Below are 24,757 nucleotides of genomic sequence, written 5' to 3'. Positions count from 1 at the left end.
AAATATCTAGGATTGAGACATCCGGAAAGCTGGTCGGACGGCATGAAAAGCAGAGGCATAGAAAAGGTTCTGGTGACAGGGGGCGCGGGCTTCATAGGCTCCCACACCACCGACCTCCTAGCTGAGCGCGGCTACCAAATTACCATCCTCGACAACCTTGAACCCCAAGTTCACCGAGGAAAAAAACCCAGCTACCTAAATAAGGAAGCGAAATTTCTCCAAGGCGACGTGGGGAACAGAGAAACCCTAAAGCCCCTGGTCAAAGAAGCGGATGCAGTAATCCATCTAGCCTCGGCAGTGGGGATAGGCCAGTCCATGTACCAGATAGAAAAATACGTAGACTCCAACACCAAGAGCACAGCCACACTGTTAGACGTCCTAGTCAACGAGGAGCATGAAGTGAAGAAGGTCGTCGTAGCAAGCTCCATGAGCATCTACGGGGAGGGAGAATACTTCTGCGAAAGATGCGAATCAAAAGCCCATCCAGGCCTGCGCAGCGAAAGCCAGTTGAAGAAGAGCCTGTGGGAACACCCATGCCCCGCCTGCGGCTCGCCTTTAAAACCCATACCCACCCCCGAAGATAAGCCTCTCATGCCAGCCTCCATCTACGCCATGTCCAAGAGACATCAAGAGGAAATGTGCCTCCTGATAGGTAAAACCTACGGAATCTCCACCATCGCCCTCCGATACTTCAACGTCTATGGTTCAAGGCAGTCCCTTTCAAACCCCTACACAGGATGCGCCGCCATCTTCACAAGCCGCATCCTCAACAACAGGGAACCCTACATATTCGAAGACGGAAACCAAACCCGGGACTTCATCCACGTAAGAGATGTAGCTGAAGCCAACCTGAAAGCCTTGGAAACCAGCCGCGCCGACCATCAAGCAGTCAACATCGGCTCAGGTCAACCCCGAACTATTTACGAACTGGCGGAGAACCTGATCACCGCAACCGGCTCCCATCTTATCCCAAAAATTTCCAACACCTACCGGAAAGGCGATATCCGCCACTGCTACGCGAATGTAACCCGCGCAAAAGAACTACTGGATTTTACAGCAAAAGTAAGCTTGACAGAGGGGTTGAAAGAACTAATACAGTGGGCTTCCCAAAACAGGTGGGGCGCGGTGGACCTCTTCGACAAGGCCTACGGCGAACTCAAAGAAAAAGGTTTAGCATGAAACATCCGGGCATACAGTAGATCACAGCGCAACGAGCAAGATGACTCGAATAAAAGTCCACGACAAGCAACACCAAAAATCAAGATAACTAAAGTCGATTCCTCATCAAAAAGTGGCGGGCCCGAGGGGATTCGAACCCCTGACCCCCGGCTTCCCCCGAGCTTGTTACGCATAGAGGGCCGATGCGCTTTATGGGGGGCTTTCTATCCAGCTGCGCCACGGGCCCTTCTAAAAAATTATGTTTCCTCTGCTTATATCTTTTGAACTTTAGACTCCAAAAAACGAAGCTTAAAGACTGTATTCACTCAAGCTAGTTTTGCCGGTTGGGAGACCGAAGACAGAAAACAGTCCGGCCTCGTTGAACTTTTTCGGCGAATCTAGATCTGGCTGCGGATTATACTATCATGGTCACGTAGGGCGGTGGAAAGGCTGATGTCTGCCTCGGCTCAGGGGAGGTTTCCTCCTTCTTAATCGTAGCTTTAAATTTTCTGCGGCATTTATCACATTGGAAGGTGCCGTAGGTTATCTTCGTTCTCTTCACTTTCCCAAGGGTAACCGTCCACGTCTTTATAGGCTCCTTTATTTCCAAACCACAACTTGCGCATCTCACCATAGCTCCTACCCCGAAGCTGGCTGCTCTAAGCACGCATTAGAAAGTCTGGTTGAAAAAGTTTTCTACCGGCACTTAGGAGATGAGAGCTTATTCCCCGGTTTTTTCATCATATCTGACGGAAGGCCTTCTGACGGTTTTTCTTCCCATAAGCTTTTTAATTCTGCCAGATACGAGGTCGAAAATCTGAGGCAGCTCCCAGCCGCTTTCTGTGAAGGCAAAAGCTCTCTTATCAGTCTTTATCTTCACCTTCACCTCATATCGGCGCCTTTGCCTGTTTTCCCCAGAAGCTGAAGTTTTGATGGTGGACCGAGCCTCCATAATCCTCGGATAACTCCGGCTCAGTAAACTTACCGTTCTGATAAACTTAGTTTTAGCCGCTTCCGCCTCGAAAGGGTCCTCTGGAAGTCCGATGATGTAGAGGGGGATATCCTGAGTAGCCGCCGGTTCAGCCACAAGGTTTACGACATCTCTATAGGTAATGATCCCCTGAGGTTCATCCCAAAGCGTGACCATGACGTAGGTGAAGTTTTGGTTCAGAAGTTTTTCCATGAGGGAGGAAAGGCTCTCATCCAACCCACAGACCGCCATCTGGGAGCTGGCAAGTTCCTTCACAGGCATCTTCAGCCGTTTCTGTTTCTCCATGACCCACGCCCCCATCTCAGTAGCCTTAACCGGGTAAAGGCTGGAAACAATATCGCTGGAAGTAAGCATTCCCACAAGCTTACCGTTCTCCAAAACTGGAAGATGATCTATCTGCATCTTAACCATGAGGCTTCGAGCCTTGGCAATGGGGTCCTCAGCCTTCACGGTCACAGGCCTATCGGTCATAACAGCTTTAGCCTTAAGCTTCCAAGCTCCAGCTTGGTGCATCTGGCGGATGATGGTCTGAGCTGTAACTTGACCTAAAATTTCTCCCCGCTCCATGACAGGTAAGACCCTAATCCTGTGTTGAGACATCATTTTCGCAGCCTTAGCCACCGTATCTTTCCGGGAAAGCCTAGGGACGATCTTTACCAAGCTTTTCACCTTCATGTTCGGCGCATATATGGCGGTGATGATATCCCTAGTAGTAATTAAACCCACTTTCCCTTCTGAGACTACTAAAGCCTCATAGGATTTCATTTTCTTGAGAAAACCCACCACCCGGGTGAGAGGGTCCGTAGAAGAAACCAGCAAAGGTTCAGTTCTGAGATCATCTACACTCATGTGCATGATGCTTTCTTTCATACAGCTTACTCTCCACCTTTACCTAAGCAGCCGCCTCTTCTAAAGTTTCTCCGAACTTTTCAAGAAAACTAATATACTTCTGCACCCATAATGCTACACTTCACTCGAAACATGTAAAAGCCCCTAGGAGAAGCCCTATGGCCAAATTTAAGCTAGCGATATCCGACCCTAAAACAGGAAAATCCAACTCAGTAGAGCTGGAAGGAGCCAAAGCCGTCCCTCTGTTGGGGAGACGGCTGGGGGAAGAACTAGACGGCTCAGTAGTAGGGCTTAGCGGCGTTAAACTGCGGATCACCGGAGGAACCGACAAAGACGGCTTCCCCCTAAGAGAAGACGTTCACGGCGGAGTCAAGGCGAAAGTGATTTTAAGCGGAGGAACGGGATTTAAGCCCAAAAGGGAAGGGGAGAGAAGGAGAAAGACCATCAGAGGTAATATGATAACCGAGGACACGGCGCAAATAAATTTAAAGATAATAGAGTCGAAAGAAGCGCCATCTCCTACTCAGCGAGCTTAAAGTAACAAACAGCCGCTGGTAGCCCTAGAGGCGAAAGTTTTAAACGGAACCTTTCCGAACACCTCCGTCAGAAGGGCAAGGTTCTCAGCTATGTTCCAACTTACCGGATAACTTTCACCGTGAAAGAGCCTTTTAGAAGCTCGAAGGCGAACAATTTGCTGGAAGAACTGTAGCCGGTTTTTTATAATAAAAAATGGCATAAGAGTTAAAAAGCTAACTCTTTCACTATTCATATAGAGAAATGTCGGTTCGGAGGAATAAAGCTGTGACAACAGTTTTGTTAACAGGTGGAGGATTCATAGGTTCCCAGGTAGTCAGAGCTCTGGTTGAACGGGGAGATAAGGTTGTAGTCTACGATGTAGCCCCGGACATGCGAAGATTCGCTGGGCTTAAGGAAGACAGCCTGAAAATCGTGAGAGGAGACCTATTAGACCTCGCTTACATAATCTCCACTCTAAGAGAAAACAAGGTTGAAAAAATAGTTCACACGGCGGCCATTGGTTGGAGAGCTGGAACCCATCTACAGCCGATGAGGACCATAAACGTTAACGTGATAGGCTCAGCGAATATATTTGAAGCTGCGAGGCTCACAGGAATTAAAAGGGTGGTAAACTTCAGTTCTTACTGGGTTTATGGAAAAACTCAATATGAGCCTGTAGATGAAGACCATCCGTGCAACCCCCTTGAAGGTGTCTACAACGTGACAAAATACTTGGCTGAAAGGTGGGGCGCTCTATATTATGCCCTCTACGGGTTAGATGTGATATCCATCCGACCCTCAGCAGTCTACGGTCCAGGGCAGCCGCCCGGCGAAGAACCTCTATCGATCTTGGTAAACGCAATCCACGGTATCCCAACTAAGCTGCCTAGGGGACGGGATCTAAGGTTCGACCCGGTATGTGTTTTTGACGTTGTTCAAGGAGTTTTAAAGGCTCTTGACGTTGAACCGGATAAGCTTGAACACAGAGTTTTCAACATTGCTTTGGGTAAACCCCATACTGTGGGTGAAGTTGCGGAGATAATCAAGAAGCTCATACCGGACGCCGTCATAGAAATTGGGCCGGGATTGGTTCCTGAATGGGATTGCGCAACTGGGCATATAAGTATCGAAAGAGCCCGTCGAGAACTGGGATACGAGCCAAAATACCAGCCTACCGAAGGGTTTAAACTCTGTATAGAGTACGAAAAGAAGGGCAAGCCTTGAAGCTCCCTTCAAATTTTTTCTTCACCATAAATTGAAGGTGCCAGTATGGTTGTCTACAAGAAAACAGCCTATAGGCCTCTTGGCGAAAAAAGTGTTCTTATCGAATTTGGAGACGAGCCAAGTCTCCTCTTAAACTTTCGTGTCGTAGCTTTCAATTTAGCCATAAAGGAAAGCGACATACCTGGAATTGTAGAAGTTAACCCTGTTATCAGGTCTCTAGCTGTTATCTACGACCCAAAGGTAATAAGCAGAGAAAAACTTGTTAAAGAGTTAAAAAAAGTAGAATCGGAAATGAAAGAGCTTAAAGAACTGCCTTCAAGGCTTATCAAATGGCCTTTCTGGTACGATGACCCTTACACCCGGGAATGCGCGAAAGCTCACTGGGACAATTGGCCTCATGATTATGGGGGAGGGTGCGAAACAAACATAGAGTTTTTGGCGAAATACAACGGAATGACCGTCGATGAACTGATAAAGAAGCATTCAGGTACTGATTGGTGGGTTGTGGCTGTAGGTTTCACGCCGGGTTTCTGGACGGCGGCTCCTCTAGATCCAAGTGTGAGAATCGTTGGGCCGAAATACAAGATTCCGAGAACATGGACTCCTCCCAATGCAGGCGCCATAGGTACAGCTGGAATATTTTTCTGCATGTACTCCATCCGGGGGGCGGGAGGCATCCCCCTGATCGGTATATCTCCTTGGAATACCTATGAACCTGAACAGAAAAACAGGATCTTCAAAGATTCCCCTGTCTTCATCAAAGTAGGCGATCGTGTGAGGTTTATTCCCATAGGTGAAGATGAGTACCGGGAAATAAGGAGAAAAGTTGAGGAAGGAACCTGTGACTATGAGGCTAACATCAAATCTGAAACCTTTAACGTAAAAGAATATCTGGAGAAGTATGGAGGGAAAATTTGATGCTTGAAATCCTCGACGGGGGGATTCAAACAACCATTCAAGATTGTGGACGAGCTGGGTACCAAGCTATAGGTATTCCCCCCTCTGGAGCCTTCGACAATTTCGCCTTCAGAATTGGAAACCTACTTGTAGGAAACGATACTGGAGGCCCGCTGCTCGGTAGAAAACCAGGCGACGCTGGAATAGAGATTATGTCGGCTAGATTCAAAGTTAGGGCGCTAAAAGACATGGTCATAAGCATAACTGGCGCAGATTTAACTCCCATATTAAACAATGAATTCGTACCTATGTGGAAAGCTATAACCTTTAGGAAAGGGGAGATTCTATCCTTCAATTTTCCGAGGAGTGGTTGCAGAGCTTACCTCTGTGTCGCAGGAGGGATAAATGTCCCGCAATACTTTGGGAGTAGGTCTACTTACGTTCGGGGGAGAATTGGAGGCCTAGGGGGAAGACCCCTGAAAAGCGGCGATATAATAGAAGTAGGTGAACCCAAAAGACCCCTCAAGGAGCTTGAAGGAAGAGAATTTAAGAAAAGAGAGATTCCAGTCTACCCTCATCGGCAGGAAATCCGGGTAATACTCGGGCCTCAAGATTATCTGTTTACGGAGGAAAGCATAGACCTCTTTCTTAAAACAGAATGGGAAGTTTCACTCAAAGCTGACAGGGTTGGCTATAGGTACGTTGGGCCGAAGCTAGATTTCAAACCTGTACCTGAATACCTACAAAAAGTTGTAGGTAAAGATCCTTCTAATATCGTTGACGACCCAACGATTCCCGGTAGTCTTCAATGGTGTTCCACACAACTGATATGCTTGGTTGTTGACGCGATAACATTGGGAGGATTCGCTAAACCAGCGACGGTTGTTGGTATTGACATTTCAAAACTCGGGCAATCCTTTGCTGGAGATGTGCATAGATTTGTACCCGTTTCAGTAGACGAAGCCTTAAAAGCGACGGAAGAGGTTGAGGAAAAAATAAGCGAAGATTATGTTGTCGTCAGATGAAAAGTTACAATCCGATTAGCTGAGTTCCGTGAACGATTTGTCTAATGCGTCGATTAACATGTCCGCGTGTTCTACCGTCAGTGTTAACGGTGGCTGAATTCTTAAAACGTTTTTCTTTAATCCGCCTACGCCTATCAGTATACCGCGCTTAACCATTGCGCTTTTAATCTTCGAAGCCTCCTCTGTTGCTGGCGTTTTCTTTTTCCTATCTTTTACAAGTTCCACTCCTATCATCAGACCAAGTCCCCGTACATCCCCTATTAACGCATGTTTTTCTTTCAGGGAATGCAGTCCTTGGAGGATATGACTTCCTACTTTCTCAGCGTTTTCTGGAAGTTTCTCTTCAGCTAAAACCTCAAGAGCGGCAATGCCTGCTGCGCAAACAACCGGGTGACCGCTAAATGTATGTGTATGGTCCCCGGCAGTCCATGCTGCGGCAACTTTCTCCTTTGCAACGACTGCGCTAAGCGGCATACCTCCGCCGACCCCCTTCCCGACAACCATTATGTCTGGTGTAACTTCGTAATGTTCGCAGGCGAACATTTTCCCCACCCGTCCGCAGCCGGACTGGATTTCATCTAGAATCAACAGTATTCCATATTCGTCGCAGATTTTTCTAACAGCTGTCAAGTATTCTTTTGGAGGAACTATTATTCCCCCTTCTCCGAGCACTGTTTCCATGATGAAGGCTGCAACCTGTTTGGTTGTTTTAAGCTCAATCACCTCTTCAATGAACTTAGCGCACCATAGGCCGCAGTCTGGATATTCCAAAACACACCTATAACAGTAGGGTGCAGGCGCATAGATCACGCCGGGAACATTCGCAAAGGCTCCCTGATTCACTTTATATTTTGACTGCCCGGTAAGTGTTAGCGCTAAAGCTGTTCTGCCATGGAAAGAATGCTCTAAGGATATTATTTGAAGCCCAGCTTTACCGTTGACTACCGCATATTTTTTAGCTAGTTTTACAGCGCCCTCCACGGCTTCAGCGCCTCCTCCTGCAAAAAAGCATTTAGTTAAACCTTTAGGCGAGACCTGTACCAGTTTCTCGGCAAGTGTAATCATGGGAACATTATGGTAGAGAAACGCCACATGGAGCATTTTTGCGGCTTGCTCTTGGATCGCCTTAACAACCTTCGGATGGCATTGACCCACGTTGTTAACTGCAACGCCTGAAAAGCAATCAAGATACGTTCGGCCTTCAATGTCTTGGAGGATAACGTTTTTTCCTTCTACAAAAACTATGGTGTCCCCCGGCGGGTAACATTGTTGCACGTAAGTTTTATACTTGTTGAGAATTTCTTCCGTTTTACTCAGATTTCATCACCTTTAGCGTACTTTCTCTCGATAAGTCGAATGTTAATTTAAGTGTTTCGATAGTCAGGAGTGTTCTAATCTTGGAGGAACAAACCTGCAGAAAGAGCCGGCTTCACGCCAAAACAGCTTTTCCCGTGCCAACTAAGAACACGGCCTCAGCTAAAGGAAGTTTTACCGATTCTCCGGCTGGTAGCTGGTAAACTTTCTCCCCTAAGGTTAGAGGTTTTGAGTGTAAAATTTTTATTTTGACATTTTCTCCCTTCAACACTAGGGAATCGGTCAAAGGCTTGAAGCTGGGTAGGCTGTTTGCGTCTACTTCTGCTACTTTTAAACCTGTTTTTCCATGGAGGGTGGTGGGCATTCGGATGAGGCGGTGGATATCCGTGGTAACAACCGTGTCTACGGCTGCGGTTGCATCGTCAACAGCTTTTGCCAAGAGTTCCTCCCATACCTTCTTCTTTAAAGGCAACGGTTCAGTCTCGGTTTCTGAGTGAAGCCATTCGAGAAGTTTATCTCTTTGTTCAGAGATAATTGCCACGATGCTTTTTCTCAGGCCGTTTTCTAAGAGTTGACTTTCTCTTTTTTGGAACATGGTATAGAGCGTCCGGGCTAGTCGGCCTTCCCACCCCTTCTCGGATAGAAGAGGCTTCGGCATCCTATTTTTTTCCGGATATTGGAGTTTCAGTCCTGTGGCTGTCACGTAGTCGATGATTTCCTTTCGCTCTTCTGAACCCAGCTTTTTCACCGTGTCTTCTTCCACATGAATGTGGTAGCCTCGGTGTCCGGAGAAGGCTATGGATATGCTCTGGCTGGGGAAGCCGAAGTCTTCTTCCAAAAAGGATAGAAGCTTTAAACATTCCTGTTTGGCGGCTTCTAGGCATAAGTCGCAAACCCAGCGGTCTACGTCGATTCTCCTACTCTCACATCTAGGGCAGTGTTCAGGCTCAAATCCCACATCCGTCTTTCCACAGTCTAAACATTTCCAAGCGTCATGGGTTTTTTTGCAAGGAGTTCGAAGGTCGTCGCAGTCTATGTCGAACACCAAGTCAGCTCCCAGCCATCCTTTCTCCTTCATTTTTTCTTCGTCTGGTTTCTCGTAGTAGGCTGAGGAGTAATAGACATCGGAGGGGGTTAAGTTTATCAAAAAATCGACCAGTTGATGGCGGCTTTCGAATCTTCGATGGCGAACCATGGACTTTTCTCTTCCAAAAAGGATGAACCCGAATTCTCTCTGCCCCAAAGCCTTGGGAGGCTTGATTTTATCGGAGTTTTTCGAATAATATTCTCTAAATTTTTCCCGGAGGAAACTTATGGTTCGGCTTTCCGTCTTAACTCATCTCGATGGGATGGGTGCGCAGTCAGACTTAAAGTTTCCTAGCGGCTGATGAGAGGGAAAAAGTCACCCACCAACACCGTAACTTAATCCGCGGCTAGGTAGGCCTTAACTGTTTTCCTCAGCCTTTCCTCAGCTTTTTCAATTTTTTTCAGACGGAGCATCAACCTTTTTTTAAGCTCGACAAGCTTTGCTTCTTGAGATTTGAGCATTCTTTTAATTTCTTCTGGGTTCGAACTCCCCAAGGTGGAAAGGCGTTTGGGGAAAAGCTTCGGGTTGACAAGTTTCGTGAAAAGGTTTTCAGAAATTTCTATCTTTTTCCCCAGAATTTCCTTCGACAGCTTCGCTAAAGCCTTAGGATTTAGGTCAGTCAACTTAAGTCCTTTGTTCACCGTTTCCTTCACCAGCCTGCCAACCAGCATGTGCGCTTGCCTGAAGGATAAGCCTGTTTCCTTAACGAGACCCTCAGCCAAGTTCACGGCTGAAGCATGGCTTTCCATCGCCACTTCCCGCATTCGCTTTCTATTCACTTTGAGACTGCGGACAATGCCGGTTAAAACTTCTAGAGCGGATTCAGCCTCTCTTAGGCAAAGCCAAAGGGGAGCCTTGGTTTCTTGAAGGTCTCGGCTGTAGCCGGTGGGTACTCCCTTTACTGTTGCCAGCATGTTGGTCAAAGTGCCCAGGGTTAAGCCGGCCTTGGCTTTTATCAGCTCTAGGCTGCAAGGGTTTTTCTTGTGAGGCATAACGCTGGAAGGGGATGCGTAGGCGTCATGCAGTTCCAGATAGTTAAATTCGCTGCTGGACCAGATGACAAAGTCTTCAGCGATTCTGCTCAAATTAACCATCAAGAGAGCTACCGCTCCCGCAGCTTCTTGGGCGAAGTCCCTAGAGCTCACAGCGTCGATGGAGTTTTCCACGATGCCGTCGAAGCCGAGAAGCTCAGCTGTCCTAAGCCTGTTGAGGTTGAAGGTGGACCCTCCGATGGCTGAAGCGCCCAAGGGGCTTAAGTTTACCCTCCGATAGCAGTCTTCAATCCTTTCGAAGTCTCGGAGCAGAACATCTCCATAAGCTAGAAGATAATGGGAAAAAAGCCCTATCTGAGCATGTTGAGTATGCGTGTAGAGGACCATCAAGGTGTCGAGGTTAGCCTTGGCGCAGATTTGCAGCTCCCTAACTAGGCTGAGGAGGGCTGAAGACAGGCTGTTTAGTTTAGACCGCAGTTTCATCCGAACGTCCAAAGCTACCTGGTCGTTCCTCGACCTGCCGGTGTGAAGCTTTCCTCCCACTTCGTAGCCTAGCTCTCTGAGAACTTGGGCCTCCAAGAATTCGTGAACATCCTCGTAGTTCATGTCCAGTTTGAGTTTTCCCGCTCTTTTTAAGTTTCGAATGTTCTCCAAAGCGGCTAGGATCTTTTTCAGGTCCTCCTTTTTGATGATGCCTTGCTCGTAGAGCATGATGTTGTGGGCTTGAGTGCCGTCGATGTCTTCTTCAAAGATTTCTTCATCCACGTCGATGGAGGAAAGGAAGCCGGCGGCTTTCTTTTCCAAGCGCTTATTCAGTCTAGACCTGTAGATACCTGTGTCCAAACCTGATACACTACCCATCTTGAAGGATTTTCTTAAATATAAAACGTTCATAGAAAAGATGGAAAACTGAACCTAGAAGTGCAAAGAATAAGGGCTGAATAGCTGTCTTTGAGGCTTCACCGAGAAAGCCGAAGGCGTTTAAGTTTTATTCTATAATATTGGAGGGGGTTTTTGATCCGGGAGCATATTTCATCCTTGTTCACGCACAGCCGGTGGGTTTGCATGTTGGCGCAGTTGAGAGGCTTATACTTGGTCCTTCCCCCCGTCAGTCCAGCTATATGCTCTACCTGATATTGGGTCAGTCTTTCATCAAAGTCTGTGACTGCGGTGTAAAGCCTAGCCACTTCCTGAGCTTCCATGCCTGTGCTGAGAAGAAACGCCGTTAAAGTAAACCTCCCTGCGTGAGGCACGTTCTTTCCCCCCAAAACGGCTGTGTAAAGCTCAGCCATACAAGGAGGGAAAGCCCTACTGTCTGTGGCTCCTAGGACCTCTTCCGAGGGGAGAGTCTTCTTCAGGCTTTTAAGTTCATCTTCCAGTTTACCTACTGCCTCTTTCAGGGATGGAGGCAACTCTGGGCGAGGGGTTTTCTCTATTCTTTCTTGAATGTGGGATCTTATCTCCTCCTCCAGCAGCCGGACGACCTCGGCTTTGTTTAGGTAAATCTCGCCGTATTCCATTTTTCTGTTGGTTAATTTCCATTTGTCCTCTCCCCTGAATCTGATGGCGTTTTTCAGGTAGTTGACGAAATGTAGCTTAAAATAGGGGACGGAGCTTGGTTCCCTGACTTCGGATATTTTCCATTTGAAAGTTTTCCTAGCAATCCAGAGGACTTTTTTCAGCTCCTCTTCTCTCAGGCGGGCGGAAGCCAGTTTCGCCTCTTGCAAGGTAAATCTTTGCTGAAAGTAGGCGTCGCCGACTTCTTTAATCATGATCAAAGATAGAGGAAAAGATAAGAGCTCGTCATCCCAGTGCGGGGAAACTTCGTAGGGGAGGCCTCTTACGCTTTTGGCAGACCTCAGGATCCTTTCAGCCGCTTTCCTGATCACCGTGTTATAGTCAGGGCTGGATACTTCCTCCAAACTGAACCCAAGTCTACCTACGTATTCTGCAGCTTCCCTCGTGAAGGGATATTTGGCGTGGTCAAGTTTTGTTAAGGGACAGCTTTCCTCCGTTTCGCTGCTTTGAGGGAAAGCGGTTTCCATTTATTCCAGCCGGGGTGCCAGATAATAGGTTAGCTTTCCTTGAAGGGGTAGTTCGAAATCTATCTTGACAGGTTTATCCGTGGAGAACTCCACAGACACTACTTTTGAGGAGGCTGCCCCTGCCTTCACCATGTCTTGAAGAAAGCTTACTCCGTAGAGGGCTTTCGCCTCTCCCTTAACTTGAAAATCCAAGACAGCTTGGTTCGCTCTTTCGAACTCCACCACCACGTTTCCAGTTTCACTCAGCCCGGTGAGAACCAGCTTTTCTTCATCGGCTTCGATTTTAACTTGGTCGCTGACGTTGGATATGTCAGTGATGGCGTCGTTTAGGCAGTCTGCATCCATCTTAATCTGAGCGTCGAAGGTAAGCTTAGGGGTCGGAACCTCGGAGACGGAGGGCTGGAGGAGGGGAAGCGAAAACCGGCGCTTGTACTTTCCTGTTAGCTTCATGTTCAGATGGTTGGTTTGAGGGTCTAGGGTGAGCTCCAAGGTTTCCCCCGCTTCCACTCTCCTCATTAACTTCAACATGTCACCTATGTCCAAACAGAGCTTCGAAGGCTCCGTGCACTCGTATTCCTGAAAGGACTCTTTAGGGTACTCGAAGTCCACCATGGCCACGTGGCTGGGGTCCATAGCCCTCAAAGCCAACCCCTCAGGTTTAACGTCGAAGCTGGCTTCCTCCACCAGCGTAGAGATGGCCGCCATCAGATTCTTCCAAGCCCTAGAATCGGAGATAACTAGCCTGAACATGGTTTCCCGCCGCTAAATGTACTATGATTCAACACTTAAACTTTAAGTTTTCACCGGCCTCAACAAGCTTCGCCTACGCTTTAAGGGAAGGCCGCCGCCGGGATTTGAACCCGGCCTCCAGGCTCCACAGGCCTGCACCACCCACATTCGAGTGTCTGTACGCTACCCGGCTACGTTACGGCGGCCAGCATGCTCTCTGACGGAATGCTCCTTCCACTGGATTTTAAGCAACCATGAAATTGGCACGGCAAAGGCTTAAATGTTTTTCTTCTAGGGTTCTGTGTGGGAGGCTGGGAAGAATTTGGAAAACAAGCTCAAACTTAAGAGCCTTTTCATCTTCGACGTGGAAGGCGTGCTGATGGACAGTGTGGACCGCCCTAGACCTGTGGCTGGTGCTTTAAAGCTTCTGGATAGGCTGGAGGCCATGGGCAAAAAGCTTCACATCCTGTCCAATGTTTCAAGAAAATCTAGGCGCTGGATAGTTGAAATCCTCCGCCAACAAGGCTTCAAGGTGGCTTCAGATAACATCACTACGGCTTCCTCAGCCACCGCCTCCTATCTCAGGGCATGGAAACCTCAAGCCCGATGCTTCCTCATAGGGGAAGAGGGCTTAGTCGAAGAACTCAGCGCGGCAGGGCTGGAATTGGTGGAGGAGGGACCGGCTGACGCTGTGGTAGTGGCTGTGGATAGAAAGGTAACCTACCAGCGGCTTAACCATGCCATGAAGTTGGTGAAATCCGGCGCTAGACTTGTCTGCGCAGGGCCTAACCCTGTTTTCAGAGGGGTCTTCGAAGGTGAAGAGGGCTACTTCCTCGGCGGGAAAGCTCTCTGCGAGGCCATAGCTGTAGCCTCCGGAACGCCTCCTAAATATGTGGGAAAACCCTATCCTGAGGTTTTTGAGCAAGTGCTGGAACGCTACGGAACCAAGCCGGATGGCGCTGCCATGGTGGGAGATAAACTGGAAACAGATGTGCTGGGTGCTAAGATCTCTAAGATTTTCTCCATCTACCTCACCAGAGAAAGCCTTGGGCCAAAATTATCTTGGGGAATCCTCCCTGACCTTGTTGTCAAGAACCCGGAGGAACTTCTCACCCTCCTAGAGTAAGTGTAACTGGTGGGAAGACAGCCGGCTTTCTGTTAACTTGCTGCAGACTATAAACTCCAGTAGCTTCCTAGGTTATCCTTAACCTTCCGAATGACTTGAGCTGCTGCAGACTGCACGTGGGAGGGCGACCGAGGGGCGTGGTCTCGGAGGCTCAGGGAAATCCCGGCCATGGCCGCCAAGCTTGAGGCTATCCCCTGAGAAAGAGCTTGAGCGGAATATCCTCCCTCCAAACAGGCTAGAAGCTTTCCACCGCAACTTTTTCGAGCCAACTTCACCATGCTTTCCACCATTTTGGCGAAGCCTTCCGCGGAGAGGAACATGCCCCCTACGATGTCTGAGTGGTGAGCGTCGTATCCTGCGGAGAGTAGGATCAGTTCTGGTTTGAACTGTTCCGCCACAGGCTCCACGATTTCCCCCAGGACTTTAAGGTATACCTCGTCATCAGAGCGGGCTGGCAGCGGCACGTTAACTTTAAACCCTCTCCCCGCACCTACTCCGATTTCATCCTCGTAGCCTGTTCCCGGATATATTCCCCTCTGGTGAAGGCTGAGGTAGAGAACTTGAGCGTCGGAGTTGAAGATCTCTTGAGTTCCGTTTCCGTGGTGAGTGTCAAAATCGAAGATTAGGGATCTCCTCGCCCATCCTTTCTTCGCCGCGTAGGCTGTAGCTGCAGCTACGTTGTTGAAGACGCAGAACCCATTGGTCAAAGCCCCTAAAGCCCGCCCGTGGATCCCCGCATGGTGGCCGGGCGGCCGTACGAGGGCGAAGGCGTTGGATATGTCTCCTGAAAAAACTTTTTCACAAGCCTCTAGGAGGCCTCCCACGGCTAGGGAAGCAACCTCGAAGCTTTCCGGAGACAGAGGAGTGTCGCCGTCGTAGTAGCCGCCTCCCCGGGCGCAGAAGCTTCTCACCTCTTCAATATAGTCAACGCTATGGACTAGGGCTATTTCCTCCTTGGAAGCCAGCCGCGGCTCTATCACGGTAAACTTGCCTGATGCCTTCAACTCAGGGTTTTGAAGGGTTTCCATGGCTATTTTAAGCCTAGAGGGCGCTTCACAGTGGACGCCTGTCTTATGGTCGAGAAAACGGCCGCTGTATATCACGGCGGTGGGTTTTTCTGCCATTTTTCTTTTACCCAGCTTTTGGAGGTTTAAAAGTAAAACTTAAAGCTCTCCTGTTCTTATTGTTTAAAGCACGTTAATAAACAATTCGTCAGGACTGGATGAGGCTGAGATAAGGGGTCACCCTAGGTGTAACAATGTCAGCGATAAAGCAGATAATAACAGAGTCCAAGAAGCGGGTTGACGTAGACGAGTTCCTGCGCAAAGCCTTAGCTAGAGCCGGCTATGGAGGAGTGGAGATAGCCAAAACCCCCCTCGGCACTAGAGTCACCCTCTACGTGGTTAAGCCGGGACTGGTAATCGGCCGAGGTGGAGAAAGCATCAAAAACTTAGCTAGAAATCTGGAGGAAAAATTTGGGCTCTCCAACCCCCAAATAGCCGTGGCGGAGGTACCCGTCCCCGAGCTTAACCCCCACATCATGGCCTCCAAGATCGCTGCTGCGTTGGAGAGAGGAGTTCATTTCAGGAGAGCCTGCTACTGGGCCCTCACCAACATCATGGACGCCGGAGCCTTGGGGGCGGAAATCGTCATCGGAGGGAAGCTTACAACCGAAAGGGCTAGGCATGAGAAGTTTAAAGCCGGATACCTCCCCAAAGTAGGCGACTCAGTGTTGAAGAAAATCCCTAGGGCTGTGGTGTATACACTGCTCAAACAAGGCCTCTTCGGAGTTCAGGTAACCATCGTCCCCCCTGACTACAAGTCTCCAGACCAGATAGAAATTAAAGAAAGCCCGCCAGCTACTGTTGCCGCTCCACCTTCAGAGGAAGCCGCTGCCGCCGCTGAAAAAATGGAAGAGGCAAAAGAGGAAGAAACAGTCGGAGAGGAAACGGAAAAAGAGCCCAAAGCTGAGGAAACTAGGAAGGAGGGTGAAGCCTGATGCCCATTCTGAGGATGAAGGACATCAGAAGCATGAGCAAAGCTGAGAGGGAGAAAAAACTTGCAGAGCTCAGGGTTGAGTTGATGAAGCTTCGAAGCACCCTCAAGGCCCGTGGGAAGGTGGAGAACCCCTCCGCTGTAAGAGAACTGAGAAGAACCATAGCCCGCATCCTCACAGTTCAGAGGGAGGAAGAAATTCGGTGACCCCTATAACTCCCAAAAACATAACCAGACATGAGCTGATAGGATTAGAAGTGAAAATAGTAGAAAGCTCAAGCAAAACGCTTGCAGGCGTCTCGGGGAGAATAGTTGACGAAACCATGAACATGCTGATCATAAACTCGGAGGGCAAGTTGAAGAAGGCTCCCAAAAAAAATTCCCGCTTTCAAATTCAGCTACCGGACGGGAGAAAGGTGGAAGTGGAAGGCCGGCAGCTGGTAGGGAGGCCTGAGGACAGGGTGAAGAAGGCAGTTCCGGGAAGGTGGTAGGATGAGAAACATAGGGCTTCCTGTTAAGGCTCCAAAGCAAAAATGCGACGACCGCAACTGCCCCTTCCATGGGACGCTTTCCGTGAGACAGAGGATTTTGGAAGGAAGGGTAGTAAGCTCTAAGATGAACAAAACCGTGGTGATCCAGCGGGATTATTCTCACTATGTTCCAAAATATATGAGGTTTGAAAGGAGGCGAAGTAAGATACCCGCTCACAATCCGCCCTGCATCTTAGCCAAGGCGGGAGACTTGGTGAAGATCGCTGAATGCCGCTCTTTGAGTAAGACTGTTTCCTTTGTGGTGGTGGAGAAAAGGTCGGAGGCTGAAGGGTAATGCCGGTTCCTAGGACAAGGGCTGTAAGCGCCAGAGGAGTCATAGAGTATCGTCCTAGAATCTCCCGCGGACTACCCACCGGGGCTATCATCCGATGCGCCGACAACACAGGGGCTAAGGAGTTGAGAATAGTCCAAGTAGTAGGATACAAGGGCAGACTTCGAAGGTCTCCCTCTGCCAAAGTAGGTGACATGATCTACGTCTCAGTCAGAAAAGGGTCGCCTGAAATGAGGAAGCAGATTTTCCCCGCGGTGGTCATAAGGCAGCGGATGCCTTTCCGTCGCAGCGACGGGTTGGTGGTTCAGTTTGAGGACAACGCCGCCGTGGTCATGACTCCTGAAGGAGAGTTGAAGGGAACAGAGATCCGGGGGCCTGTTGCCAAAGAGGCAGCTGAAAGGTGGCCTCGAATAGCCAGTCTTTCCAGCATGGTGATCTAGAAGGAGTGCCTAGAATGACCTTGGTTTCAGCGAAGCCGTCCAAGCAGAGAAAGGCCATGTGGACTGCGCCCTTACACAAAAGACGCAAGCTTATGTCGGCGCACCTAAGCCTAAGCCTGATGGAGAAATATGGAAAGAGAGCCCTCCCTCTTCGGAAAGGAGACACCGTCAAGATTCTTCGAGGAGACTACAAGGGGATGGAAGGAAAGGTTACAAAAGTTGACCTCAAAAGGTTAAGGGTAACGGTGGACGGGGTGACGAAGGAAAAAGCCGACGGCACAACGGTGCATGTTCCCATCGCCCCCTCCAATCTCCTAATCACCAAGCTTAACCTCGAGGACAAATGGAGAAGCCAGAGGCTTAGCTTGGGAGCGAGTCTAAAAGAGGCTGGATTAGAGGCTGAGGAAATGGAAGAGAAAAAAAAGCAGGGAGGCGGAGAGAGTGGCTAAAAAAGGCGCTGATGTGCATCTGAAAAGGCTTGCTTCACCTGCCTTCTGGCCTATTCCCAAGAAGGAGAAAGTTTGGACTGTGAGGCCTATTCCTGGCCCTCACCCTGGGAGTCGAAGCATACCTCTCCTCATAGCTGTGCGAGACATTCTGAAACTTGCCAAGACAAGCCGAGAGGCGGAGGTCATACTGGCAGAGGGTAAAGTGAAGGTGGACGGCAAAATAAGAAGGGATAAAGGCTTTCACCTAGGCTTAATGGACCTTTTGGAAATTCCTGACATTCGCAAGGCCTACAGGGTAGTTCCAGACCCCCACAAGATTTTAAGGCTTCAAGAAATACCGGAGGAGGAGAAAGCCTTCAAACTTTGCAGGATTGAGGATAAAGTCACGGTCAAAGGAGGACATATTCAGCTGGCACTTCACGACGGCCGCACCTTACTTGTGAAGGTGGAAAACCCGAATAACCCTGAAGAGGACGTTTACAAAGTCTGGGATGTCCTTCAACTAAGCTTGGCCAAAAGAGAGATTCTAGCTCATTTGAAATTTGGAAAAGGAATGTACGGGCTTATCGTCGGAGGGAAAAACATCGGAAAACATGGAGTCATAGCCGCTGTGGAAAAACCCTCCCCCACCATTCCAAGCATGGTGAAGGTGAAGGGGAGCGAAGGTGAGTTCAGTTCCCCCGCCCAGTATGTCATGGTGGTTGGGGAAGATAAGCCTTTGATAACCCTAGGAGGAAGCTGACCCTTATGCCCTGCGAAGTTTTCTTCGAAAAATGGTCGAGAAATCCTATGACGAAGCCTAGGATTGAGAAAGTAACGGTGAACATTTGCACTGGGAAATCCGGCGAACCCTTGGAGAAGGCCAGCAAAATTCTAGAGCAGCTCACAGGTCAAAAACCCATTCTTCGACCGGCTAGAAAAACCATCAAAGACTTTGGGATTAGAAGAGGCGAGCCCATAGCTGCTGTGGTCACGCTTCGAAAACAGAAAGCTGTAGAGTTTCTGACTAAAGCCTTCTCAGCAATAGGAAACAAGCTACCGGCGTCTGCTTTTGATGAGGATGGAAACTTTGCCTTTGGCATAAAGGAACATATCGAAATTCCCGGCGTAAGATATGATCCCGAATTGGGCGTGGTGGGCATGAACGTCTGCGCCACCCTCAGCAAGCCGGGCTATAGGGTTAAAGTCAAGAAAAGAGCCAGGTCCCAAGTCGGATCTAAGCATAGAGTTACACCCGAAGAAGCCATGTGTTTCATCAGAGAAGCTTACGGAGTGGAAGTTGTGAAAGGTGGTCCTGCTTGAAGATTAAGCCTAAAAAAGAGAGAAAATTCGGGAAAGGAAGCCGGCCCTGCCATCGATGCGGAGCCTACGGGCCTACCGTCCGAACGTTGGGACTTTATCTCTGCCGGCAATGCTTCAGGGAGATAGCCCCTAAACTTGGCTTCAAAAAATATTGCTGAAGGAGACAGCTGAAGTTGACTCTTCAAGACCCTCTGGCGGACAGTCTTTCAAGCATCTACAACAACGAAATTCGTAACAAGCGGGAATGCCTCCTTAAGCCAGCTTCAAAACTCATAGGTGGAATTCTGAAGGTGATGCAGCAGCATGGCTACATCGGTGAATTCGAATTCATCGACGACGGCCGGGGAGGTAAGTTCAGAGTTCAGCTTCTTGGCAGGATAAACAAGTGCGGGGTTATAAAGCCCCGGCACCCGGTTAAGGTAAAGGACTTAGAGCGCTTTGAGGAGAGGTATCTGCCTTCCCGGGACATCGGCATCCTCATCGTCTCCACGCCTCAAGGAATTCTCTCTCATAAGGAAATGCTGGAAAAACATGTAGGAGGCAAACTGCTCGCTTACGTCTACTAGGAAGGTTGATTCCATGGTTCGCGTTCCGCTGGAGGAAAGAATCGTCGAATTCCCTGAAGGGGTAACCGCCAGTCTTGAAGGAAAACTCCTCTTCGTAAAAGGGCCGCTTGGAGAGCTGAAAAAAGACTTCTCCCATACCCCGGTTCAGTTGGAAATCTTCGACAATAAGCTGGCGGTTCGCTGCTTCTGGGCTGGGAAAACTGAAAAGGCTTTGGTTGGAACAGTGGCATCCAGTGTGAAAAACATGGTGGAAGGTGTTACCAAAGGTTTCACTTACAAGCTTAAACTGGTTTCCTCCCACTTCCCCATGACCATCAAAGTTTCCGGGAAAAAGGTTTTGATTGAAAACTTCATCGGAGAAAGAAGCGCTCGGGTGGCGAAGATCGTTGGAGACGTCAAAATCTCCATAAAAGGAGATGACATTGAAATTCAGGGCTTAAGCTTGGAGGATGTAAGTCAAACAGCCGCCAACATTCAGCAAGCCACCAAGATAAGGAAGAAAGACCCAAGAGTCTTCCTCGACGGCATCTACATCTACGAGAAAAAGAAAGGAAGCTGAACGGTTGATGAAAAAGTCTGAAAGCATCGCTCAAAAAGTTAAGATGATAAAAAAGTTCAGAGGAAACAAGCCTGTCTTCCGCAGGGAGGAAAGTTGGAGGTATAAACGCATCGAGACAGGCTGGAGGAAACCCAAAGGCATAGACAGTAAGATGAGGCTTAAAAAAAAGGGCAGACCTACCTCGCCCACCGCGGGATTCAGAGTGCCGAAATCCATCCGAGGCCTTCACCCTTCAGGGCTTTCAGAGGTCTTGGTTCACAGGGTTGAGGGCCTCAAAAGGTTGGATGCTGAAAGTCAGACTGTGAGAATAGCCCGAGGAGTCGGCGGGAGAAAAAGAGCGGAGATAATTAAGGAAGCGGAAAAATTAGGTTTGAAGGTGCTGAATCCCTCCTTACCTAAAAAGGCTCAGTCCATCAAAGAAAAAAGTCAGAGCGAAGAGGAGGCTTCCCCGTGAACCTTAAAAGTCAGAGAATGCTCGCTGCCAAAGTCCTTAAGGTCGGAGAAAACAGGGTTTGGATAGACCCGGAAAAAGTGGACGCTGTTCAGACAGCTATAACCAGAAGGGAAATAGAGAGGCTTATTCGACGGGGTGTCATTCGAGCCCGCCCGGAAAAAGGTGTAAGCCGAGGTCGGGCTGTTGCCCTCCGTAGGAAAAGGCGGCTTGGGAGAAGGAAAGGCCCCGGAAGCCGCGAAGGCTCCAAGGGAAGCCGGCTTCCCAGTAAGCGTCGGTGGATCAATACCATCAGGGCTATAAGGCGTCGGCTTAAGGCCCTGAAAGAGGCTAAGGTTTTGACAGGGGCCCATTATCGCAAAGTGTACATGATGGCCAAGGGCGGTGCCTTCAAAAATTCGTCTCACCTCATGCGCTACTTGGAGTCCTCAGGGCTTTTGAGGAGGAAGCTTAGATAATGGCTCGGGGACCGGCTTACCAGGTGGCTTTCCGCAGACGCAGGGAAGCGAAAACAGACTACCGTCGAAGGAAGGAGCTTATTGCCTCCGGTTTGACGAGGTTCGTATTCCGATGTTCTCTCTCCAATTCTTTAGCTCAGTTTGTTGAGGCTGCAATGAATGGGGACCGGGTTCTCGTCTCCGCTGCCTCCCAAGAGCTGGTCAGGGACTACGGATGGAAGGCTCCCTGCGGAAACATGCCCGCAGCCTACCTCACAGGGTTTCTGGCGGGGTTAAAAGCTAAAAGAAAAGGAATCGAGAAGGCTGTGCTGGACGCGGGGGTGAAGAAGCCGGTGAAAGGGTCTAAGATCTACGCAGGCCTCAAAGGCTTGCTGGATGCAGGAGTAGAAGTCAGCTGCGACTCGGATGTACTGCCCAGCGAGGAGCGAATTACCGGAGAGCATGTGGCCGAACACTGGCGGAGCCTAACGGACCCGGAGCAACGGAGCCGGTTTTTTTCCCAATATCTGGCTAAGGGGTTAACGCCTGAAGACTTGGCGAAACATTTTCAGGATGTAAAAGAGAACATTCGAAAAGCTTTTAGTCAAGGCTAGAAAGAGGGTTTCTTCACGGAAGCTTTATATCCCTTCATTTTTTACCATCTGCATCAGCTCCGTTGGAAAACCCGGAGGAGCTGTAATTCAGCCGAGAATCGAGGAGCTGTCGAGGAAGAATAGGCTTGTCAGCTGAGGTTGAGTGGGTTCCTAAGACGAAACTGGGTAGAATGGTCCTCGAAGGAAAGATCGTCTCATTAGATGAGATCTTCGCCCAAGGCCTGAGGATTCAGGAAACTGAAATCGTAGACAGGCTTATGCCCAACCTCCGCCAAGAGGTTTTGTCCATGAGCATCGTTCAAAAGCAGACCGACGCAGGGGAGCAGTCTAGGTTTAAAGTCGTTGTAGCTGTGGGGAACGAAGACGGCTATATAGGCGTCGACTCTGGTAAAGCTAAGCAGATCAGGGGAGCCATTGAAAAAGCAACCATGTACGCCAAGTTGAACATCACCCCCGTGAGAAGGGGCTGTGGAAGCTGGGAATGCGCCTGCCATCAACCCCACTCCCTTCCCTTCAAAACCGTGGGTAAGTGTGGAAGTGTCAGGGTTGAACTGATACCCGGCCCTCGAGGGCTGGGAATAGTGGCCAATGAAACCACCGCCACCATCCTTCGCCTCAGCGGAATAAAAGACTGCTGGTCCAGAAGCTTCGGCTCCACCAAGACTACCTCCTCCCTAGCTTATGCTGTATACTATGCTTTGCGGAACACCTACAAGACGGTGGCCCCCCAAGACTGGACTAGGTGACGGAAGATGCCGGCTAAGGAGGAAGCGGAGAAAAAATGCTTAGCTGTGGTCAGGGTAAGAGGAACTGTCAACGTGCGGGGCGACGTCAAAGATACCCTATCCATGCTCCACCTGCTCAGGCCGAATCATGCCACACTGGTCCCCTCCACGCCGACCTATCTGGGAATGCTTAAGAAAGCAAAAGACCATCTAACGTGGGGCGAAGCCTCTCCACAGACTATTCTCCACCTCCTGAAAAAGCGGGGAGAAATCGAAGGAGGCCGAAAACTGACTGAAGCATACTTGAAAAAAATCGGCTTCTCGTCCTTCAAAAAGGCTGCCGAAGAACTTTCTTTAGGCAGGTTAAAGCTTAAAGACCTCAAGGGCGTTAAACCTGTTTTCCGCCTTCATCCGCCCTCCAAAGGTTTTAAAAAATCCCTGAAGAAGGCTTTTGCGGAAGGCGGTGAACTCGGCTACCGGGGTGAGTTGATAAACAAGCTCATAGCGAGGATGATCTGATCACCTCCTATATAGTCTAGGCTTCAATGGGTGTGGAAAACATGCCGCATAAGCTCAGGAAAACCAGAAAGCTTCGAGGGTCAAGAACCCACGGATGGGGACAAGTAGGTCAACATCGAAAACACGGCATGAAAGGAGGGCGCGGTAAGGCGGGTCTCCACAAGCATGGTTGGACTTACGTGGTCAAATATGAGCCTGAATATTTCAGTAAAAAGGGCTTCCGCTGCCCCACAGGCCGCGGCCAGCTGAGGGCTTTAAACGTGGGGGAACTGGGGCTGATGGTGGAAGACCTGCTGGCTGAAGGGAAGCTGAAGGCCGACGGAGAAAAGGTTGAGGTGGACCTTTTAAATCTAGGCTATGAGAAAATCTTGGGAGAAGGCAAGGTTAACCGGCCTCTCGTGGTGAAGGCACCCTACTGGTCCAAGGCCGCTGAGAAGAAGATCGTCGATGCTGGAGGAGCTCTCATAAAGGTCAAGGGATAGAAGAGGCACAGGGAAGATGGCTGGAAGAGGGCTTGAAGCTTTTGCCAGTCTGGCTCGGGTAATTCCTGAAGTAGAAAAACCTACGCGCAAAGTACAGTTTAAAGAGAAAATATTCTGGACTGCCTCCGCAGTCATAATCTATCTGATCATGGCTGAGATCCCCTTATACGGCATTGCGGGGCTTGAAGGCGACCCCTTCGCTATGATGAGGGTGATCTTCGCGTCTGAAAGAGGCACCCTCATGGAGCTTGGAATAGGCCCCATTGTCACCGCCGGCTTAATCCTTCAATTGCTCGCAGGGTCAAAAATAATCCAGATCGACCGTTCCAAGGCCCGAGATAGAGCGGTGTTCGCAGCTGCGAACAAGGTTCTAGCCATCATCATGTTCGGCTTTCAGGCGGCAGTCTTCATCCTCGGAGGAATGTACGGTCCCCTCTCGACTTCAATAGCCCTTCTTGTCTTCTTCCAACTGCTGGTCGCCGGCATAATATTGATCCTCTTAGACGAGCTTGTCCAAAAGGGCTGGGGGCTCGGGAGCGGAATCAGCCTCTTCATCGTGGCAGGTGTCACCAAATCGATCTACTGGAGTTCTTTCGCCCCCATAGGTCCTGCTGGAGACGGGTATCTTGTGGGGGCGATCTTGGCGTTCTTTCAGTCCATTATGGCTAACAACGTTCAAGCCACGCTCATCCGGCCCATGGGGCTTCCGGACATGGTAGGCTTCATCTCCATGCTCGTCATCTTCGTCATTTTGATATACGCAGAAGGCATCCGGGTTGATGTGCCCATTTCCCACGCGCGGTTCCGAGGCTTCCGGGGGAGCTACCCCATCAAGTTCTTCTACGTCTCCGTCATACCCGTGATCTTAGCTTCCGCTCTCTTCGCCAATGTATATTTTATATCCTCTATCTTATCAAGCCGCTTCCCCAACAGTTTCCTCGCAGAGATCTTGGGGAGAGTCGACGCAGTAACCGGGCAGCCCACCGGGGGTATCGTCTACTTTCTAACTCCTCCCGGAAACCTGCAAGCTGTAATGCTGGACCCTTTAAGAGCCTTGGTCTACACAGTTTTATTTGCGGGAATATGCGTTGTTTTCGCCAAACTGTGGGTTGAACTTACCGGAATGACTTCAAGGGATGTGGCGAAGCAGCTCATAGGTTCAGGGGTGCAGATTCCCGGCTTCAGGCGGAGTGAACAACCTATCAGGGAGGTTCTCGACAGGTATATCCCTGTCATGACGGTGTTAAGCGGGCTGAGCGTCGGGTTGATAGCCGCTGTAGCCAACTTTTTCAACCCCTTCGGAACCGGCATAGGCATATTGCTGACTACAAGCATCATATGGCAGTATTATCAGCTGCTGGCGAAAGAGAGGATCGAGGAAATGTACCCAGGATTAAGCCGGCTTCTGGGAAGAGGTTAAAAACAGGGCCAATCTAAATAGGG

General features: G+C 49.5%; 31 protein-coding genes, 2 tRNA genes and 1 pseudogene. 24 read left to right on the top strand and 10 right to left on the bottom strand.

Annotated elements, in window-relative coordinates; translation table 11 throughout:
- The first annotated feature begins 12 nt into the window (after positions 1-12).
- Positions 13-1,179 (top strand): SDR family NAD(P)-dependent oxidoreductase, encoded by a 1,167-nt coding sequence (locus BWM17_RS08950; protein ID WP_309493584.1) that lies wholly within the window; start codon positions 13-15, stop codon positions 1,177-1,179.
- Positions 1,180-1,292: 113 nt separating this feature from the next.
- Here BWM17_RS08950 and BWM17_RS08945 read toward each other — a convergent pair.
- The 3 genes from BWM17_RS08945 to BWM17_RS08935 all read right to left on the bottom strand — a co-directional run bounded on the left by BWM17_RS08945 (position 1,293) and on the right by BWM17_RS08935 (position 3,019).
- A tRNA-Arg gene (locus BWM17_RS08945) sits at positions 1,293-1,405 on the bottom strand.
- Positions 1,406-1,573: 168 nt separating this feature from the next.
- Complete coding sequence (locus tag BWM17_RS08940) at positions 1,574-1,825, bottom strand: hypothetical protein (RefSeq protein ID WP_309493583.1); 252 nt, start codon at positions 1,823-1,825, stop codon at positions 1,574-1,576.
- 54 nt (positions 1,826-1,879) lie between these two features.
- Positions 1,880-3,019 (bottom strand): CBS domain-containing protein, encoded by a 1,140-nt coding sequence (locus tag BWM17_RS08935; protein ID WP_309493582.1) that lies wholly within the window; start codon positions 3,017-3,019, stop codon positions 1,880-1,882.
- A gap of 137 nt (positions 3,020-3,156) precedes the next feature.
- On the opposite strand from BWM17_RS08935, the gene BWM17_RS08930 reads away from it, so the two are divergent.
- The 4 genes from BWM17_RS08930 to BWM17_RS08915 all read left to right on the top strand — a co-directional run bounded on the left by BWM17_RS08930 (position 3,157) and on the right by BWM17_RS08915 (position 6,660).
- Entirely contained in the window at positions 3,157-3,534 is a 378-nt protein-coding gene (locus tag BWM17_RS08930) for a 30S ribosomal protein S6e (protein WP_309493581.1), read from the top strand.
- Positions 3,535-3,799: 265 nt separating this feature from the next.
- On the top strand, positions 3,800-4,738 hold the full coding sequence (locus tag BWM17_RS08925; protein ID WP_309493580.1) for an NAD(P)-dependent oxidoreductase: 939 nt from the start codon (positions 3,800-3,802) through the stop codon (positions 4,736-4,738).
- A gap of 45 nt (positions 4,739-4,783) precedes the next feature.
- The gene (locus BWM17_RS08920) at positions 4,784-5,656 is read left to right on the top strand and encodes an allophanate hydrolase subunit 1 (protein ID WP_309493579.1); all 873 of its coding nucleotides are present in this window, start codon (positions 4,784-4,786) and stop codon (positions 5,654-5,656) included.
- Positions 5,656-6,660, top strand: a complete 1,005-nt coding sequence (locus BWM17_RS08915) for a biotin-dependent carboxyltransferase family protein (RefSeq protein ID WP_309493578.1) — start codon at positions 5,656-5,658, stop codon at positions 6,658-6,660. Before BWM17_RS08920 ends, BWM17_RS08915 begins: the two co-directional genes overlap by 1 nt.
- A 15-nt stretch (positions 6,661-6,675) precedes the next feature.
- Here BWM17_RS08915 and BWM17_RS08910 read toward each other — a convergent pair whose 3' ends face one another.
- From BWM17_RS08910 to BWM17_RS08885, 6 genes are all read right to left on the bottom strand, one after another.
- Positions 6,676-7,935 carry an aspartate aminotransferase family protein gene (locus tag BWM17_RS08910; RefSeq protein WP_309493577.1) on the bottom strand — a complete coding sequence of 420 codons (1,260 nt, stop codon included), beginning with the start codon at positions 7,933-7,935 and terminating at the stop codon, positions 6,676-6,678.
- A 154-nt stretch (positions 7,936-8,089) separates the two neighbouring features.
- Entirely contained in the window at positions 8,090-9,169 is a 1,080-nt protein-coding gene (locus BWM17_RS08905) for a DNA primase small subunit PriS (protein WP_309493576.1), read from the bottom strand.
- 227 nt (positions 9,170-9,396) lie between these two features.
- Complete coding sequence (gene argH / locus BWM17_RS08900; RefSeq protein ID WP_309493575.1) at positions 9,397-10,914, bottom strand: argininosuccinate lyase; 1,518 nt, start codon at positions 10,912-10,914, stop codon at positions 9,397-9,399.
- Positions 10,915-11,012: 98 nt separating this feature from the next.
- Complete coding sequence (locus BWM17_RS08895) at positions 11,013-12,098, bottom strand: DNA primase large subunit PriL (RefSeq protein ID WP_309493574.1); 1,086 nt, start codon at positions 12,096-12,098, stop codon at positions 11,013-11,015.
- On the bottom strand, positions 12,099-12,848 hold the full coding sequence (gene pcn, locus BWM17_RS08890; protein WP_309493573.1) for a proliferating cell nuclear antigen (pcna): 750 nt from the start codon (positions 12,846-12,848) through the stop codon (positions 12,099-12,101). It lies immediately after the preceding gene.
- An 89-nt stretch (positions 12,849-12,937) separates the two neighbouring features.
- Positions 12,938-13,033, bottom strand: a tRNA-His gene (locus tag BWM17_RS08885).
- A 116-nt stretch (positions 13,034-13,149) separates the two neighbouring features.
- On the opposite strand from BWM17_RS08885, the gene BWM17_RS08880 reads away from it, so the two are divergent.
- Positions 13,150-13,953, top strand: a complete 804-nt coding sequence (locus BWM17_RS08880; protein WP_309493572.1) for an HAD-IIA family hydrolase — start codon at positions 13,150-13,152, stop codon at positions 13,951-13,953.
- Between the two features lie 47 nt (positions 13,954-14,000).
- Here the strand turns inward: BWM17_RS08880 and BWM17_RS08875 are convergent, their stop codons facing one another.
- Complete coding sequence (locus BWM17_RS08875; protein ID WP_309493571.1) at positions 14,001-15,077, bottom strand: histone deacetylase; 1,077 nt, start codon at positions 15,075-15,077, stop codon at positions 14,001-14,003.
- Positions 15,078-15,211: 134 nt separating this feature from the next.
- Between BWM17_RS08875 and BWM17_RS08870 the strand changes: the two genes are divergently transcribed.
- From BWM17_RS08870 to secY, 18 genes and pseudogenes are all read left to right on the top strand, one after another.
- Positions 15,212-15,952, top strand: a complete 741-nt coding sequence (locus BWM17_RS08870) for a 30S ribosomal protein S3 (RefSeq protein WP_309493570.1) — start codon at positions 15,212-15,214, stop codon at positions 15,950-15,952.
- Positions 15,952-16,155 carry a 50S ribosomal protein L29 gene (rpmC, locus tag BWM17_RS08865; RefSeq protein ID WP_309493568.1) on the top strand — a complete coding sequence of 68 codons (204 nt, stop codon included), beginning with the start codon at positions 15,952-15,954 and terminating at the stop codon, positions 16,153-16,155. The genes BWM17_RS08870 and rpmC overlap by 1 nt, the downstream gene beginning before the upstream one ends.
- Positions 16,152-16,439 carry a ribonuclease P protein component 1 gene (rnp1, locus tag BWM17_RS08860; RefSeq protein ID WP_309493567.1) on the top strand — a complete coding sequence of 96 codons (288 nt, stop codon included), beginning with the start codon at positions 16,152-16,154 and terminating at the stop codon, positions 16,437-16,439. Before rpmC ends, rnp1 begins: the two co-directional genes overlap by 4 nt.
- A 1-nt stretch (position 16,440) precedes the next feature.
- The gene (locus BWM17_RS08855; RefSeq protein WP_309493566.1) at positions 16,441-16,773 is read left to right on the top strand and encodes a 30S ribosomal protein S17; all 333 of its coding nucleotides are present in this window, start codon (positions 16,441-16,443) and stop codon (positions 16,771-16,773) included.
- Complete coding sequence (locus BWM17_RS08850; RefSeq protein WP_309493565.1) at positions 16,773-17,210, top strand: 50S ribosomal protein L14; 438 nt, start codon at positions 16,773-16,775, stop codon at positions 17,208-17,210. Before BWM17_RS08855 ends, BWM17_RS08850 begins: the two co-directional genes overlap by 1 nt.
- Before the next feature lie 14 nt (positions 17,211-17,224).
- Positions 17,225-17,659 carry a 50S ribosomal protein L24 gene (gene rplX / locus BWM17_RS08845; protein ID WP_309493564.1) on the top strand — a complete coding sequence of 145 codons (435 nt, stop codon included), beginning with the start codon at positions 17,225-17,227 and terminating at the stop codon, positions 17,657-17,659.
- Positions 17,652-18,401, top strand: coding sequence for a 30S ribosomal protein S4e (locus BWM17_RS08840; protein ID WP_309493563.1), 750 nt, complete (start codon positions 17,652-17,654; stop codon positions 18,399-18,401). The genes rplX and BWM17_RS08840 overlap by 8 nt, the downstream gene beginning before the upstream one ends.
- A gap of 5 nt (positions 18,402-18,406) precedes the next feature.
- Entirely contained in the window at positions 18,407-18,961 is a 555-nt protein-coding gene (locus tag BWM17_RS08835) for a 50S ribosomal protein L5 (RefSeq protein ID WP_309493562.1), read from the top strand.
- Positions 18,958-19,119: a 30S ribosomal protein S14 gene (locus BWM17_RS08830; RefSeq protein WP_309493561.1), complete on the top strand. Its 162-nt coding sequence runs from the start codon at positions 18,958-18,960 to the stop codon at positions 19,117-19,119. Before BWM17_RS08835 ends, BWM17_RS08830 begins: the two co-directional genes overlap by 4 nt.
- A 15-nt stretch (positions 19,120-19,134) precedes the next feature.
- Positions 19,135-19,527, top strand: coding sequence for a 30S ribosomal protein S8 (locus tag BWM17_RS08825; protein WP_309493560.1), 393 nt, complete (start codon positions 19,135-19,137; stop codon positions 19,525-19,527).
- Positions 19,528-19,540: 13 nt separating this feature from the next.
- Complete coding sequence (locus BWM17_RS08820) at positions 19,541-20,086, top strand: 50S ribosomal protein L6 (protein WP_309493559.1); 546 nt, start codon at positions 19,541-19,543, stop codon at positions 20,084-20,086.
- Positions 20,087-20,093: 7 nt separating this feature from the next.
- Positions 20,094-20,474 (top strand): annotated as a pseudogene (locus BWM17_RS08815) (50S ribosomal protein L32e); the annotation flags it as partial.
- Between the two features lie 62 nt (positions 20,475-20,536).
- Entirely contained in the window at positions 20,537-20,995 is a 459-nt protein-coding gene (locus BWM17_RS08810; protein WP_309493557.1) for a 50S ribosomal protein L19e, read from the top strand.
- On the top strand, positions 20,995-21,588 hold the full coding sequence (locus tag BWM17_RS08805) for a 50S ribosomal protein L18 (RefSeq protein ID WP_309493556.1): 594 nt from the start codon (positions 20,995-20,997) through the stop codon (positions 21,586-21,588). The genes BWM17_RS08810 and BWM17_RS08805 overlap by 1 nt, the downstream gene beginning before the upstream one ends.
- A 125-nt stretch (positions 21,589-21,713) precedes the next feature.
- The gene (locus BWM17_RS08800; RefSeq protein ID WP_309493555.1) at positions 21,714-22,334 is read left to right on the top strand and encodes a 30S ribosomal protein S5; all 621 of its coding nucleotides are present in this window, start codon (positions 21,714-21,716) and stop codon (positions 22,332-22,334) included.
- Between the two features lie 6 nt (positions 22,335-22,340).
- On the top strand, positions 22,341-22,832 hold the full coding sequence (locus BWM17_RS08795; protein WP_309493554.1) for a 50S ribosomal protein L30: 492 nt from the start codon (positions 22,341-22,343) through the stop codon (positions 22,830-22,832).
- Between the two features lie 41 nt (positions 22,833-22,873).
- On the top strand, positions 22,874-23,314 hold the full coding sequence (locus BWM17_RS08790; protein ID WP_309493553.1) for an uL15 family ribosomal protein: 441 nt from the start codon (positions 22,874-22,876) through the stop codon (positions 23,312-23,314).
- Between the two features lie 16 nt (positions 23,315-23,330).
- The gene (secY, locus tag BWM17_RS08785) at positions 23,331-24,734 is read left to right on the top strand and encodes a preprotein translocase subunit SecY (protein WP_309493552.1); all 1,404 of its coding nucleotides are present in this window, start codon (positions 23,331-23,333) and stop codon (positions 24,732-24,734) included.
- The last annotated feature ends 23 nt before the right edge of the window (positions 24,735-24,757 follow it).

This window comes from Candidatus Hecatella orcuttiae (genome assembly GCF_002009985.1).
Taxonomy (GTDB): domain Archaea; phylum Thermoproteota; class Bathyarchaeia; order Hecatellales; family Hecatellaceae; genus Hecatella; species Hecatella orcuttiae.
This window is presented reverse-complemented; position numbering and strand designations above follow the sequence as displayed.

Excerpts from the sequence above, each read along its gene's own strand:
- BWM17_RS08935 (WP_309493582.1), bottom strand. The coding sequence starts at position 3,019 with ATGAAAGAAAGCATCATGCACATGAGTGTAGATGATCTCAGAACTGAA.
- BWM17_RS08930 (WP_309493581.1), top strand. The coding sequence starts at position 3,157 with ATGGCCAAATTTAAGCTAGCGATATCCGACCCTAAAACAGGAAAATCC.
- BWM17_RS08920 (WP_309493579.1), top strand. The coding sequence starts at position 4,784 with ATGGTTGTCTACAAGAAAACAGCCTATAGGCCTCTTGGCGAAAAAAGT.
- BWM17_RS08915 (WP_309493578.1), top strand. The coding sequence starts at position 5,656 with ATGCTTGAAATCCTCGACGGGGGGATTCAAACAACCATTCAAGATTGT.
- BWM17_RS08905 (WP_309493576.1), bottom strand. The coding sequence starts at position 9,169 with ATGGTTCGCCATCGAAGATTCGAAAGCCGCCATCAACTGGTCGATTTT.
- argH (WP_309493575.1), bottom strand. The coding sequence starts at position 10,914 with ATGGGTAGTGTATCAGGTTTGGACACAGGTATCTACAGGTCTAGACTG.
- BWM17_RS08895 (WP_309493574.1), bottom strand. The coding sequence starts at position 12,098 with ATGGAAACCGCTTTCCCTCAAAGCAGCGAAACGGAGGAAAGCTGTCCC.
- pcn (WP_309493573.1), bottom strand. The coding sequence starts at position 12,848 with ATGTTCAGGCTAGTTATCTCCGATTCTAGGGCTTGGAAGAATCTGATG.
- BWM17_RS08875 (WP_309493571.1), bottom strand. The coding sequence starts at position 15,077 with ATGGCAGAAAAACCCACCGCCGTGATATACAGCGGCCGTTTTCTCGAC.
- BWM17_RS08870 (WP_309493570.1), top strand. The coding sequence starts at position 15,212 with ATGTCAGCGATAAAGCAGATAATAACAGAGTCCAAGAAGCGGGTTGAC.
- rpmC (WP_309493568.1), top strand. The coding sequence starts at position 15,952 with ATGCCCATTCTGAGGATGAAGGACATCAGAAGCATGAGCAAAGCTGAG.
- BWM17_RS08855 (WP_309493566.1), top strand. The coding sequence starts at position 16,441 with ATGAGAAACATAGGGCTTCCTGTTAAGGCTCCAAAGCAAAAATGCGAC.
- BWM17_RS08850 (WP_309493565.1), top strand. The coding sequence starts at position 16,773 with ATGCCGGTTCCTAGGACAAGGGCTGTAAGCGCCAGAGGAGTCATAGAG.
- rplX (WP_309493564.1), top strand. The coding sequence starts at position 17,225 with ATGACCTTGGTTTCAGCGAAGCCGTCCAAGCAGAGAAAGGCCATGTGG.
- BWM17_RS08835 (WP_309493562.1), top strand. The coding sequence starts at position 18,407 with ATGCCCTGCGAAGTTTTCTTCGAAAAATGGTCGAGAAATCCTATGACG.
- BWM17_RS08820 (WP_309493559.1), top strand. The coding sequence starts at position 19,541 with ATGGTTCGCGTTCCGCTGGAGGAAAGAATCGTCGAATTCCCTGAAGGG.
- BWM17_RS08805 (WP_309493556.1), top strand. The coding sequence starts at position 20,995 with ATGGCTCGGGGACCGGCTTACCAGGTGGCTTTCCGCAGACGCAGGGAA.
- BWM17_RS08795 (WP_309493554.1), top strand. The coding sequence starts at position 22,341 with ATGCCGGCTAAGGAGGAAGCGGAGAAAAAATGCTTAGCTGTGGTCAGG.
- BWM17_RS08790 (WP_309493553.1), top strand. The coding sequence starts at position 22,874 with ATGCCGCATAAGCTCAGGAAAACCAGAAAGCTTCGAGGGTCAAGAACC.
- secY (WP_309493552.1), top strand. The coding sequence starts at position 23,331 with ATGGCTGGAAGAGGGCTTGAAGCTTTTGCCAGTCTGGCTCGGGTAATT.